This is a genomic window from Nocardiopsis nanhaiensis, assembly GCF_054778635.1.
Map to the genome: position 1 here is coordinate 12571 of NZ_BAAGZJ010000074.1, position 12439 is coordinate 25009.

The following is a 12439-nucleotide window of genomic DNA, read 5'->3' on the forward strand; positions in this document are numbered from 1 at the left end:
AACCGGCCGGGCACGTGTGACGAAGGCCCCGCCGACCACGCAAAGCGGACCATTCCCTTGTCAGGGGCGGTTTCGGCGTAGGGCCCACGGAGTCGAGTCGAAAATCTCGCCACGGGACAGGCTGGAACTCGGTGCCACGGTAGGGCGTCACACCTATGGTGTGTGGACGAAAGCCGCATACCTGCAAAAAAGGGAGAAAACGCCCATGCCATCCACCCCAGCAGCGTTCGGCCCGGGCCCCGGTACCTGGCACCTCGACCCGCTGCACTCCAGCCTGATCTTCGTCGCCCACTACCTGCGCTTCGGGCGGGTCCAGGGCACCTTCGGCCAGGCCAGCGGGCAGGTCTACGTGGCCGACAACCCCACGCAGTCCTCGGTGGAAGTCGTGCTCGCCGCATCGAGCGTCAACACCGGTGTGAACGCCCGCGACGACCACCTGCGCTCCGGCGACTTCCTGGACGTGGACCACTACCCGGAAATCCGCTTCCACTCCACCCACGTGGAGCCGAGCAAACGCCAGAACTCCTTCCGCCTGCACGGCGAGCTCGAGCTGCACGGCGTGGCGGCCCCCGTCATCCTGAGCTCAGAGTGGGTCGGTGAGGCCCCCGACTACGCCGACCCGGACCACACCTACGGCCACTTCTTCTCGGCCACGACCCAGATCCGCCTGTCGGACTTCGGGATGGGCGACGGCGGGGAACTCCCCTGGGGCGGCCGCCTGGTCGGCGACACCGTGGACATCGTGCTGGAGGTCCGTATCCAGGACCAGGACCCGGCCCCGTTCCTCAAGCAGATCGGGCACACGCCCTGAACCGGTTCCCCGGAACCGCCCGACGTGTGCCCGGCCCCTGCCCGAGCCTTCATGCGCCCGAGCTCGAGCCTTCAACCGGGTTCCCGCCCGGTCAGCCCTTGAGCAGGGCCTCGACCTCGTTCCGCGAGGCCATGGACGAACTGGCACCGTGCCGTCCCACGGAAATCGCGGCTGCGGCCGCGGCGAACTCCATCGCCGCACCCGGCGAACGCCCCTCCGCCATGGCGACCGCGAACGAACCGCAGAAGGTGTCACCGGCAGCGGTGGTGTCCACCGCCGCCACCCGGCGGGCCGGAACATGCACCGGCTCCTCGCCCCGGCGCCCGAACAGCGAGCCGTCCGCGCCCAGCGTCAGCAACACCTCGGGCACCCTCTCCAACAGCGCCGCCAACGCGGCGCGCGGCTCGTCGTGCCCGGTGATCGCGGCCGCCTCGTGCTGGTTCGGGACCAGGACGTCCACGTTCGCCAGGAGTTCGTCCGGGAGCTCCCGCGCCGGAGCGGGCGTCAGGTAGACCGGGACTCCGAGGCTCCGCCCCAGACGCGCACCGGCCACCACGGCGGCCATGGGCAGCTCCAACTGCAGCAGCAGCGCCGAGGCCCCCGCCACCAGGGCTTCGTCGCCCTCAGCCGCCCCGGCTTCGGCGTTGGCTCCGGGAACGACGATGATCCGGTTGCCGGCGCGGCCGTCGACCACGATGTGCGCCACACCGGACACCCCGGGAACCGTGCGCAGCCCGGAGGCGTCGACCCCGCTCTTGGCCAGGTTGGCCCGCAACTCCGCGCCGAAGGCGTCGTCGCCGACCGCGCCGAGGAAGGCCACGTCGGCTCCGGCCCGGGCGGCCGCCACCGCCTGGTTGGCGCCCTTGCCTCCGGGGACCTGGCGGAAACCGGTCCCGGTGACGGTCTCGCCGCCGCCCGGTACCTCGTCCACGTAGGCGACGAGGTCCATGTTCACACTGCCGAGGACCGCGATGCGCGGTGCCGCACTCATGTCATTCACTGCGCCGCTCACTTCTTCGGACGGTCGACGGGCTGGCTGTCGGCGCCGTCGAGGGCGACGATCACCGGTGCGTGGTCGGAGGCGCCCTTTCCCTTGCGCTCCTCGCGGTCGATGCTCGCGCCGGTCACCCGGGAGCGGAGCGCCGGCGAGGCGAGGACGAAGTCGATGCGCATTCCCATGCGCTTCGGGAAGGCCAGGCCCTTGTAGTCCCAGTAGGTGTAGACGCCGGGACCGGGGGTGAAGTCGCGCACGACCTCCGTGAAGCCGGCGCCGACCAGTTCGGTGAAGGCTTCCCGTTCGGGGCCGGTGACGTGGGTCGCGCCTTCGAAGGCGGCCATGTCCCACACGTCGTCGTCCTGCGGGGCGATGTTGAAGTCGCCGACGTAGGCGATCTGCGCTTCGGGCTCCTCGGCCAGCCGTGCCGCGCCCGCCTGGCACAGGGCCTCCAGCCAGCGGAGCTTGTAGTCGTAGTGGGGGTGGTCGATCTCGCGGCCGTTGGGCACGTACAGGCTCCACACCTGGACGCCGCCGCAGGTGGCCGCGATGGCCCTGGCCTCGCGCTCTTCCGGGTCGCCGAAGCCGGGCTGTCCGGGGAAGCCGATCTGCACGTCGTCCAGCCCCACGCGCGAGGCGATCGCGACCCCGTTCCACTGGGAGAGGCCGTGGTGGGCGACCTCGTACCCGCGGTCGGTGAAGACCGACTCGGGGAACTGGTGGTCGCGCGCCTTGGTCTCCTGGATGGCGAGGACGTCGATGTCACTCCGGTCCAACCAGTCGCCGATCCGCTCGGCCCTGGCCCGGGCACTGTTCACATTCCAAGTCGCGATACGCACAGCAAAAGGCTAGGGCATGTTCGGCGGACACAAGGAAACCCCGGTGCGGCCGTCCTCCGCACCGGGGTTGAGCGACTCCCGGCACATGCTCGGTTGGTTTCCGTCGCGTCTCGTAGGACGGCCAACCCCCCGGAACGGTTCGCATTGCGCGAAAGGTTTTCTGCGTAGCGCCCATAAAGTTCTCCATGCCGCCACGATTGTCCCGCTTCCGAGACCGGACCGGGGGGTCGGATCCGGGACGCGCCGCCCGCAAGCATCGGATCCGCCGCAAGCATCAGACCCGCTACTCCCGGGTAGGTGCTGTGATGCAGACCACATCGACTTCTCCCTCAACGAGGTGAACGCGCACATGTCGAAGGTCGAACCCAACACCGGTGTACAAGCACCCGAGGTCGACGAACGCAAAGCCCGCCAGGTGGCCGAACAGGCCCGCGAGAGCGAGTGGAGCCAGCCCAGCTTCGCCAAGGAGCTATATCTGGGCCGCCTGCGCCTGGACCTGATCCATCCTTTCCCGCACCCGGACGAACCGGCCCGCCAGCGCGGCGAGGCCTTCCTGGCCGCCCTCCGCGACGTCTGCGGGGGCATCGACTCCCAACGCATCGAACGGGAGGAGTGCATACCGGACGAGACGATTACCGCCCTGCGGGGGATCGGCGCCTTCGGGATGAAGATCCCCGCCGAGTACGGAGGACTCGGCCTCACACAGGTCTACTACAACCGCGCCCTGATGCTGGTCGGATCGGTCTGCCCGGCGATCGGCGCACTGCTCTCCGCCCACCAGTCCATCGGGGTGCCGCAGCCGATCTCCATGTTCGGCACGGAGGAGCAGAAGCGCGCCTTCCTGCCCCGCTGCGCCACCGACGCGATCAGCGCCTTCCTGCTCACCGAACCCGACGTCGGCAGCGACCCGGCCCGCCTGCACTCCACGGCCACGCCCACGGAGGACGGCTCGGAGTACGTACTCGACGGGGTCAAGCTGTGGACGACCAACGGTGTGGTCGCCGACCTTCTCGTGGTGATGGCGCGCGTCCCGGAGAGCCCCGGGCACCGGGGCGGCATCACGGCCTTCGTCGTCGAGGGCGACTCCCCCGGCATCACCGTCGAGCACCGCAACCGCTTCATGGGGCTGAAGGGCCTGGAGAACGGCGTCACCCGCCTGCACCAGGTGCGGGTGCCCGCGGAGAACCGGATCGGCAAGGAGGGGCACGGGCTGCGCATCGCCCTGTCCACCCTCAACACCGGCCGCCTTTCCCTGCCCGCCATGTGCGCGGGCGCGGGCAAGTGGGCCACCAAGGTCGCCCGCGAGTGGTCGCGGGAACGCGTCCAGTGGGGCCGTCCGGTCGGCAAGCACGAGGAGGTGGCCAAGAAGCTCTCCTTCATCACCGCCACCACCTACGCCATGGAGGCCATGCTGGACCTGTCCAGCCAGATGGCCGACGACAAGCGCCACGACATCCGGATCGAGGCGGCCATCGCCAAGCTGTGGGCCTCGGAGATGGCGTCCACGATCGCCGACGAACTCGTCCAGGTACGCGGCGGGCGCGGTTTCGAGACCGCCGACTCCCTGGCCGCCCGGGGCGAGCGCGGGGTGCCAGCCGAGCAGATGCTGCGCGACCTGCGCATCAACCGGATCTTCGAGGGATCGACGGAGATCATGCACCTCCTCATCGCCCGTGAGGCGGTGGACGCGCACCTGTCCGTGGCCGGGGACATCATCGACCCCGAGTCCAGCCGGTCCGACAAGGCGCGCGCCGTGGCCCAGGCGAGCGGGTTCTACGCCAAGTGGCTGCCGACGCTGGTCGTCGGCCAGGGCCAGGTGCCCTCGGCCTTCGTGGAGTTCGGTCCGCTCGCCGCGCACCTGCGCTACGTCGAGCGCACCTCACGGAAGCTCGCCCGGTCCACGTTCTACGGGATGTCGCTCTGGCAGGGGAAGATGGAGGTCAAGCAGGGCTTCCTCAGCCGCGTGGTGGACATCGGCGCCGAACTGTTCGCCATGAGCGCCGTGGTGGTGCGCGCGCGTGCCGACGCGGACGCCCACCCCGAGCGGGGCACCACCCCGTTCGAGCTGGCCGACGTCTTCTGCCGCCAGGCCCGTCTGCGGATCGACACCCTCTTCGAGGGCCTGTGGTCCAACACCGACGACTTGGACGGCAAGCTGGCCCGCCGACTGATGGACGACTCCTACACCTGGTTGGAGGAGGGTGTCCTGGACCCGTCACTGCCCGGACCGCTCATCGCCCCGGCCGTGCCCGGGCCGTCCAAGGAGGAGAACCAGCACCGCCGGATGGGATGACGCCTCCGAGGGCATCGGGCTCCCCGGACGCACCGGGGAATGTCGGCGGCGGGAGTTAGGTTGGGCCCATGGCCGAACCGCACCCCCGCCGCGACGCGGAGTTCTCCCTGCCCCAGGCCCGTCGGATCGCCCTGGCCGCCCAGGGGTTCGCCGACCCGCGGCCGCGTACCCGACCCACACTCACCCACTTGGCGCGCGTCCTGCGCCGGGTGGGCCTGCTCCAGATCGACAGCGTGAACGTGCTGGCCCGCAGCCAGTACCTGCCGGTGTTCGCACGCCTGGGCGCCTACGACCCGGCGCTGCTGGACCGGGCCACCACGACCGCCGCCGGGTCCAGCCCGGCTCGGCTGGTGGAGTGCTGGGCCCACGAGGCGAGCCTGGTGCCGCCGGCCATCCACCACCTCATGCGGTTCCGGATGGAACGCAACCGCGCCCAGGAACGGGTCGGGTGGATCAACAGCGTCCTCGAGAACAAGCCCGAACTGGTCAAGGCGGTGCACGAGGAGGTCGCGCGGATCGGCCCGGCCACCGCACGCGAGGTGGAGTCCGCCCTCGCCCACGACGTACCGCGCGCCAAGGAGCACTGGGGCTGGAACTGGTCCGAGGTCAAGAAGTGCCTGGAATACCTGTTCTGGATCGGCGATGTCACCACGGACGGCCGCAACGTCCAGTTCGAGCGCCGCTACGACCTGACCGAGCGCGTGCTGCCCGCCGAGGTGCACGCGCTGCCCCGCCCAGAGCCGGAGGAGGCCCACCGAGAACTGGTGGCGATCGCCGCCCGCGCCCACGGGGTGGCCACCGAGCCCGACCTGCGTGACTACTTCCGGCTCCGTCCGCCCGAGTCACGGCGGGCCGTCGCCGACCTGGTGGACTCTGGTGAGCTGGTCCCGGTCACCGTGCGCGGCTGGAACCGTCCCGCCTACCTGCACCGGGACGCCCGCATCCCGCGGCGGGTGGACGCCCGCGCCCTGCTGAGCCCGTTCGACTCCCTGGTGTGGACCCGCGACCGGGCGGAGGAGCTGTTCGGTTTCCGGTACCGCCTGGAGATCTACGTGCCCGCCGCCAAGCGGGTGCACGGGTACTACGTGCTGCCGTTCCTGCTGGGCGAGGACCTGGTCGCCCGGGTCGACCTCAAGGCCGACCGCGCCTCGGGCACCCTGCTGGCCCGGAAGATCACCCTGGAGGAGGACGCCCCGGCCGAGACCCTGCCGGAGCTGGTGGAGCAGCTGGCGGAGATGGCCGCCTGGCTGGGCCTGGAGAACGGCGTCAGCGGCGAGGCGCTGGCCGACCAGCGCTGACCACTCCCTGCTCGTCACCCTAGTTGGGGCTGATCAGCTTCACCGTCGGAAAGTACGTTCGGAATCGCCGAGCATCCCTGGTCAGTAGGTGATGCCCCGCGATCGCCGCGTGGGCGCCGATATAGAAGTCCGGCAGCGGAGCATGCTTGGTCCCTCCCTGCTTCCGATAGCGCAGGTGGCACTTCCCAGCCAGAAATGCCGCCTCCCACGGCAGATCTGATCGGACGAAGTCGTCCGCCAACGCGAGATCCAGTTCCTCGATCCGGTCGAAACCAACGGAAACCTCGGCGTAGATGATCGGATTGATGACCAGGGGACCTTGGTCAGCCGCCTCCGCCAGGCCCTGCTCCGACCAAGCCCCCCATGTGGAGTCCTGCGTGAAGACGTCAAGCAGGATGTTGGTGTCGACCAGCGTTGACGAGGGGGGTGGGGCATCGTCTGCCAGGCAGGACCTGCCGGGCTCAGCAGCCGTCATCGTCCCCCCTGGTCAATGCCATGATCTCGTCCGTACTCATGGTGGACTTGGCCTTACCGCGAAGACGCTCGACCAGGCGCTGCCCGCGTGAGGGCACGGTCGCCGCACGGACCACACGGGCCCCTTTGCCCTCAAGGACGAACTCGACTTCGTCGCCCGGGTTGAGACCCAACCTTCGGCGAACCTCGACCGGGATGGTGACCTGGCCCTTCTCAGTGATTCTCATGGGACCAGGGTAATACTCGACAGGTATTACTAACAGGAGAACCTGAACAGAAACCGTGAACACCAAAGGGCCGCGTCCCGGCTGCTCGGTACGCGGCCCTCTCGGGTCAGGGGTCAGACTCGTTCGATGATGGTGACGTTGGCCTGGCCGCCGCCCTCGCACATGGTCTGGAGGCCGTAGCGGCCGCCGGTGCGGTGCAGTTCGTTGACCAGCTTGGTCATGAGGACGGAACCGGTGGCTCCCAGCGGGTGGCCCAGGGCGATGGCACCGCCGTTGGGGTTGACCTTGGCCGGATCGGCGCCCAGCTCGTCGATCCAGGACATGGGGACGGGGGCGAAGGCCTCGTTGATCTCGGTGACGTCGATGTCGTCGATGCTCAGGCCGGCCTTCTCCAGGGCGATCTTGGTCGCCGGGATCGGGGCGGTGAGCATGTAGACCGGGTCGTCGCCGACCAGCGAGAGCTGGACGATACGGGCGACCGGAGTCAGGTTGTGCTGCTCGACGGCGCGCTTGGAGGCGATGAGCAGCGCACCGGCGCCGACGGAGATCTGGCTCGCGACCGCGGGGGTGAGCTCCCAGCCCTCACGCAGCGCGTTGAGTCCGGCCATCTTCTCCATGGTGGTGTCGGCGCGGACGCCCTCGTCCTTGGCCACCCCGGCGATGGGGGCGATCTGGGAATCGAAGTACCCGGCGTCCTGCGCGGCGGCGGCGCGCTGGTGGCTCTCCAGCGCGAACTGCTCCAGCTGCTCTCGCTTGTAGCCCCATTTCTCGCACATGAGCTGGGCGCCGCGGAACTGGGAGATCTCCTGGAAGCCGTACCGCTCGATCCAGCCGTCGCCGTACAGCGGGATGTCGTTGTCGATGGCGAACTGGACGTTGGCGCCCATGGGGACCATCCCCATGTTCTCCACACCGGTGGCCACGACCAGGTCCTGGGTGCCTGACATGACGCCTTGGGCGGCGAAATGGATGGACTGCTGGGATGAGCCGCACTGGCGGTCGATGGTGACGCCGGGGACGGTTTCGGGGAGCCCGGCGGACAGCCACGCGGTGCGGGCCAGGTCCAGAGCCTGCGGGCCGGCCTGGCTGACGACACCCATGATGACGTCCTCGACCGCGGCCGGGTCGACCCCGGTGCGCCCGACGAGCTCCTTGAGGACGTGCGCGCCGAGGTCCGCGGGGTGCACGGCGGCCAGCGCGCCCTTCTTCGTCCCGACGGGGGTACGTACTGCTCCGACGATGTAGGCCTCGGCCACGGGGTCCTCCAAGGGGCGTGAATAGTGACGTCCTGTTGAACCGAACTGTATTCGGTTTCGTGGTGCTGGCAAGTGGCCGCCCCCTGCATTCCGCATCCCGGACCAGCTCAGCTGCATCGGCTCAGTCTCTTGGCTCTCCGTTCCCGCGGAAGATCTTCGAGGCGTCGCTCTGGTCCCCCAGGGTCTCCCCGGTGACCTTCTCCAGCACCTCGAACACGTCGGGGTGCTCGTCCGGACCGAAGTCGGAGAGCAGTGAGCGCAGCGCCGTGCGGTGCTCCTCGTACAGCTGCCGGACCGCGTCCTCACCGCGCCAGTTCAGCTCCCATGGGTCCTCGTCGGAGACCAGGTACCCGGCGTCCAGCAGCTCCTGGTGCACGGTCTCCCAACGGGAGACGTCCAGGCCGGACATCCGGCTGAGTTCGCCCGCGCCCAGTTCCCCCTTGATCCCGAGGTGGCTCAGGGCCCAGCACGCCTCGGTGGAGACGTCCAGCCCGGCCGCCTCCCGGAGCCGCCCGTACATCGTCTCGGCGCCCTCGGCCCCGCAGGCCCGGTAGACCTCGTGCTCCACCTGCTCGATGGCGCTCCGGCTGGGGGCCGCCACGGGAGAGACGCTCTCGTCGAGGTCGGGGGTGCCGATGGTGGTGCGCAGCGGGATCTGCTTGAGGAACAGCGCCAGGACGAAGCCGGTGAGGGCGATGGGGACCGCCCACAGGAATACCGAGTCGATGGCGTCGGCGTAGGCCTCCAGGAAGCTCGCCTGGGTCGCCGGGGGCAGGCCGTCCAGGGCCGTCGGGTCGCTCTCCAGGGTGCTCGTGTCCAGCCCCGGCGGCAGCTGGATCTCGTCGGCGCGGGCAGCCAGGTTGGACGCGAGCTGCCCGGCGAACACCGCGCCGAACACGGCCGTGCCGAAGGACCCGCCGATCGAGCGGAAGAAGGTAGCCGAGGAGGTGGCCACCCCCAGGTCGCTGTAGGAGGCGGCGTTCTGCACCACCACGACCACCACCTGCATCACCAGCCCCAGTCCGGTGCCCAGGACGAAGAAGTACGCGCCCATCTCCACCAGCGAGCTGTCCGGGCCCATGGTGGACATCAGGAGGAGCCCGAGCGCCGTGAGGGCCATGCCCGCGATTGGATAGGCCTTGTAGTGGCCGGTCCGAGTGACCAGGCGGCCGCTGGTGATCGAGGTGAGGAACATGCCCGCCACCATCGGGAGCAGGTGCAGCCCCGAAGCGGTCGGGGAGAGCCCGTGGACGATCTGCAGGAACAGCGGCAGGAACGCCATCGAACCCATCATCGCGAAGCCCACACAGAAGCCGATGCCCATCGCGACGACGATGGTCGCGTTGCGGAACAGGCTGAGCGGCATGACGGGGTCGCTGGCCCGCCGGGCGGTGAGCCACCATCCCAGCCCCAGGACCAGGCCCGCCGCGGCCAGGACGATGATCTGCCACGACAGCCAGGCGTAGACGCTGCCGCCCCATGACGCCACGAGGGTGAGGCAGACGGCGGTGGCAGCGAGCAGCACGATGCCCGAGTAGTCGATGTTCTGGCGCCCGACCGGGGTCTGTCGGGGCAGGACGGCCAAGACCGTCAGGAACGCGACCAGACCGAGCGGCAGGTTCACGTAGAACACCCACCGCCAGGACAGGTGGTCGACGAACAGGCCGCCGAGGAGGGGGCCGGCCACGCTGGAGACCCCGAAGACCGCGCCGAACAGCCCTTGGTACTTGCCGCGCTCCCTTGGCGAGACCACGTCGCCGATGATCGCCGAGGCGAGCACCATGAGCCCGCCACCGCCGATCCCTTGGAAACCCCTGGCAAGGATCAGCTGGAGCATGTCCTGAGCTATGCCGCACAGCGCCGAGCCCACAAGGAAGACCGCGATGCACCACAGGAACAGGCGCTTACGGCCGAACTGGTCGCCGAGCTTTCCCCAGAGCGGGGTACTGGCGGTGACGGCCAGCAGGTAGGCGGTGATCACCCAGGAGAGGTGGTTGAGGCCGCCCAGGTCCGAAACGATCGTCGGCAGGGCGGTGGAGACGATGGTCTGGTCCAAGGCCGCGAGCAGAACCGTGAGCATCAGGGCTGTCATGATCAGCACGATCCGCCCCCCGTGCCGTTCGCGGCCCTCTCGGTAGTCGGCCGTACCGCTGGCCATCGAATCGCCTCCAAGGCTCGGGCCGTCCCGCCCTCTGCGTCCCCGCTGCGGCCACACTAGGAACGCGATCCCCCACAGGCACCGGGAACCGCCCACCCGAACAGGAACTTTGCCCCAGCTTGCCCCCTCCCCTTCAATACCGAACGTGATTCGGTTACCGTGTGGGAACATCAGTGATCCACGACACGGACCGGAGCAGCGCATGAAGCGGGAACTCTTCGACGCCGACCACGACCTCTTCCGCGAATCGGTGGCGGAGTTCCTCAAGCGGGATGTCACGCCCTTCCACGAGCAGTGGGAGAAGGACGGCCTCGTACCCCGCGAGGTGTGGCTGAAGGCCGGCGAGGTCGGCCTCTTGGGCCACGGCGTCCCCGAGGAGTACGGCGGCACCGGCCTTTACGACTACCGCTACAACCAGATCGTCAACGAGGAGATCTGCAGAGCGCACGCGAGCGGCCTGGGCGTCACTCTGCAGAACGACATCATCGCGCCGTACCTGGTCGGGCTCACCACCGACGAGCAGAAGAAGCGCTGGCTACCCGGCTTCGCGAGCGGAGAGCTGATCACGGCGATCGCCATGACCGAGCCCGGAACCGGCAGCGACCTCCAGGGGATCAAGACCTCCGCGGTGCGCGACGGCGACGAGTTCGTCATCAACGGCAGTAAGACCTTCATCACCAACGGCATCAACGCCGACCTGGTCATCGTGGTCTGCCAGACCGACCCCGAGGCCGGCGCCCAGGGCTTCTCACTGATCGTCGTGGAGCGGGGGATGCCCGGCTTCGAGCGAGGCCGCAACCTCGACAAGATCGGTATGAAGGCGCAGGACACCGCCGAGCTGTTCTTCGACGATGTGCGGGTTCCGGCCGCCAACCTGATCGGCACCGAGGGCCAGGGGTTCATCCACCTGCTCGAGAACCTGCCCCAGGAACGACTGTCCATCGCGACCTGCGCGGTCGCCTCCGCGGACTTCATCCTGCAGCACACCATCGAGTACTGCCGGGAGCGCAGCGCCTTCGGCCGCTCGATTGGGCGCTTCCAGAACACCCGTTTTGTTCTGGCCGAGATCGCGACCGAGGTGGACCTGGGGCGCACCTACGTGGATCGCGGAGTCGAGCTGCTCAACAAGGGTGAGCTCACCGTCGAGGACGCGGCCAAGGCCAAGTGGTGGACCACCGAGATGTGCAACCGGGCCATGGACCGGTGCCTCCAGCTTCACGGCGGGTACGGGTACATGATGGAATACCCCGTAGCACGGGCCTGGCAGGACGCGCGGATCCAGACGATCTACGGCGGCACCACCGAGATCATGAAGGAGATCGTGGGCCGGGGCCTGAGCCTGTAGCACCCCTGTTCGGAAGGGCCCGGTCATGAGCGGAGCGTGGGACGGCCTCATCGTGATGGGGCTTCTGGTGGTACTGCTCATCATCGGCGTGCGCAAGCTCCGCCCGAGGATCCACATCCCTTGGGCGACCAGCGGCATCGTGGTGTTCTTCATCTTCGTCTGCCTGCTGCTGTGGGCCTGGTCCTGGCGCTGAGCATCCCGCCTTCCCCCTGAACACACCGGAGACCCGTCACCCCGTGGGGTGCCGGGTCTTCCGGCGTCCGGAGGGAAGCCGGGGCTCAACGGACGGCCCGAAGGCGGGTACGGACCCTCTGCGAGATCCCGGCTGTGGGGGCGGGTGGTGGAGCGGGCAATACGGGCCGGGGATGGGTGGGACGGGGATGGGCACGGCACCGGCAGACGCGGCGACAGCCGTTGGCGGACGGAATGGAATGGGGCGACCAGGCTTGGAACAGCCCGGCCGACATTCACTCAGGGGGCACGGAGAGGAATGACGGACACGGGTTTCGCAACGGAGAGTGAGCCTTTTACCAACACGGGCGCGGGCATCGGCGAAGAGCCCCGTAGGGCCGACTGAACACCGCAGCGATCGGCCTGAGCAGATACACGGAACCGAAAGGGACGTTGTTCCCCAACGCCCGAACCGAGACTGGGAACCATTTTCCCATCCGCTGAAGCCAAGACAGGACCACCATTCCGACGACCGCATTCCTTCGCTTTACGAGTGCCAAAGTAACCATACGG

At 68.8% G+C, this 12439-nt stretch carries 11 protein-coding genes; 5 read left to right on the forward strand and 6 right to left on the reverse strand.

Features of this window, described 5'->3' with window-relative positions; all coding sequences use genetic code 11:
* The first annotated feature begins 205 nt into the window (after window positions 1-205).
* Window positions 206-811, forward strand: coding sequence for a YceI family protein (locus ACYVD1_RS26865; RefSeq protein ID WP_460777271.1), 606 nt, complete (start codon window positions 206-208; stop codon window positions 809-811).
* A gap of 91 nt (window positions 812-902) precedes the next feature.
* Here ACYVD1_RS26865 and ACYVD1_RS26870 read toward each other — a convergent pair whose 3' ends face one another.
* Window positions 903-1802: a ribokinase gene (locus ACYVD1_RS26870; protein ID WP_460777272.1), complete on the reverse strand. Its 900-nt coding sequence runs from the start codon at window positions 1800-1802 to the stop codon at window positions 903-905.
* 17 nt (window positions 1803-1819) lie between these two features.
* Window positions 1820-2644, reverse strand: a complete 825-nt coding sequence (locus ACYVD1_RS26875) for an exodeoxyribonuclease III (RefSeq protein ID WP_460777273.1) — start codon at window positions 2642-2644, stop codon at window positions 1820-1822.
* A gap of 349 nt (window positions 2645-2993) precedes the next feature.
* Here ACYVD1_RS26875 and ACYVD1_RS26880 point away from each other — a divergent pair, with 349 nt between their 5' ends.
* Window positions 2994-4937: an acyl-CoA dehydrogenase family protein gene (locus ACYVD1_RS26880; protein ID WP_460777274.1), complete on the forward strand. Its 1944-nt coding sequence runs from the start codon at window positions 2994-2996 to the stop codon at window positions 4935-4937.
* Between the two features lie 68 nt (window positions 4938-5005).
* On the forward strand, window positions 5006-6235 hold the full coding sequence (locus ACYVD1_RS26885; protein ID WP_460777275.1) for a winged helix-turn-helix domain-containing protein: 1230 nt from the start codon (window positions 5006-5008) through the stop codon (window positions 6233-6235).
* 19 nt (window positions 6236-6254) lie between these two features.
* Here the strand turns inward: ACYVD1_RS26885 and ACYVD1_RS26890 are convergent, their stop codons facing one another.
* The 4 genes from ACYVD1_RS26890 to ACYVD1_RS26905 all read right to left on the reverse strand — a co-directional run bounded on the left by ACYVD1_RS26890 (window position 6255) and on the right by ACYVD1_RS26905 (window position 10350).
* Complete coding sequence (locus ACYVD1_RS26890; protein ID WP_460777276.1) at window positions 6255-6710, reverse strand: type II toxin-antitoxin system VapC family toxin; 456 nt, start codon at window positions 6708-6710, stop codon at window positions 6255-6257.
* A complete protein-coding gene (locus tag ACYVD1_RS26895; RefSeq protein WP_460777277.1) occupies window positions 6697-6936 on the reverse strand; it encodes an AbrB/MazE/SpoVT family DNA-binding domain-containing protein in 240 nt (79 codons plus the stop codon). Before ACYVD1_RS26895 ends, ACYVD1_RS26890 begins: the two co-directional genes overlap by 14 nt.
* 113 nt (window positions 6937-7049) lie before the next feature.
* The gene (locus ACYVD1_RS26900) at window positions 7050-8192 is read right to left on the reverse strand and encodes an acetyl-CoA C-acetyltransferase (RefSeq protein WP_460777294.1); all 1143 of its coding nucleotides are present in this window, start codon (window positions 8190-8192) and stop codon (window positions 7050-7052) included.
* A 121-nt stretch (window positions 8193-8313) separates the two neighbouring features.
* Entirely contained in the window at window positions 8314-10350 is a 2037-nt protein-coding gene (locus ACYVD1_RS26905; protein ID WP_460777278.1) for an MDR family MFS transporter, read from the reverse strand.
* 202 nt (window positions 10351-10552) lie between these two features.
* Between ACYVD1_RS26905 and ACYVD1_RS26910 the strand changes: the two genes are divergently transcribed.
* On the forward strand, window positions 10553-11695 hold the full coding sequence (locus tag ACYVD1_RS26910; protein WP_460777279.1) for an acyl-CoA dehydrogenase family protein: 1143 nt from the start codon (window positions 10553-10555) through the stop codon (window positions 11693-11695).
* A gap of 25 nt (window positions 11696-11720) precedes the next feature.
* On the forward strand, window positions 11721-11888 hold the full coding sequence (locus tag ACYVD1_RS26915) for a hypothetical protein (protein WP_460762978.1): 168 nt from the start codon (window positions 11721-11723) through the stop codon (window positions 11886-11888).
* Window positions 11889-12439 lie beyond the last annotated feature (551 nt).

Bases quoted from the DNA above. Each gene is read 5' to 3' on its own strand.
- ACYVD1_RS26865 (WP_460777271.1), top strand. From the start codon at position 206: ATGCCATCCACCCCAGCAGCGTTCGGCCCGGGCCCCGGTACCTGGCAC.
- ACYVD1_RS26870 (WP_460777272.1), bottom strand. From the start codon at position 1,802: ATGAGTGCGGCACCGCGCATCGCGGTCCTCGGCAGTGTGAACATGGAC.
- ACYVD1_RS26880 (WP_460777274.1), top strand. From the start codon at position 2,994: ATGTCGAAGGTCGAACCCAACACCGGTGTACAAGCACCCGAGGTCGAC.
- ACYVD1_RS26885 (WP_460777275.1), top strand. From the start codon at position 5,006: ATGGCCGAACCGCACCCCCGCCGCGACGCGGAGTTCTCCCTGCCCCAG.
- ACYVD1_RS26890 (WP_460777276.1), bottom strand. From the start codon at position 6,710: ATGACGGCTGCTGAGCCCGGCAGGTCCTGCCTGGCAGACGATGCCCCA.
- ACYVD1_RS26895 (WP_460777277.1), bottom strand. From the start codon at position 6,936: ATGAGAATCACTGAGAAGGGCCAGGTCACCATCCCGGTCGAGGTTCGC.
- ACYVD1_RS26905 (WP_460777278.1), bottom strand. From the start codon at position 10,350: ATGGCCAGCGGTACGGCCGACTACCGAGAGGGCCGCGAACGGCACGGG.
- ACYVD1_RS26910 (WP_460777279.1), top strand. From the start codon at position 10,553: ATGAAGCGGGAACTCTTCGACGCCGACCACGACCTCTTCCGCGAATCG.
- ACYVD1_RS26915 (WP_460762978.1), top strand. From the start codon at position 11,721: ATGAGCGGAGCGTGGGACGGCCTCATCGTGATGGGGCTTCTGGTGGTA.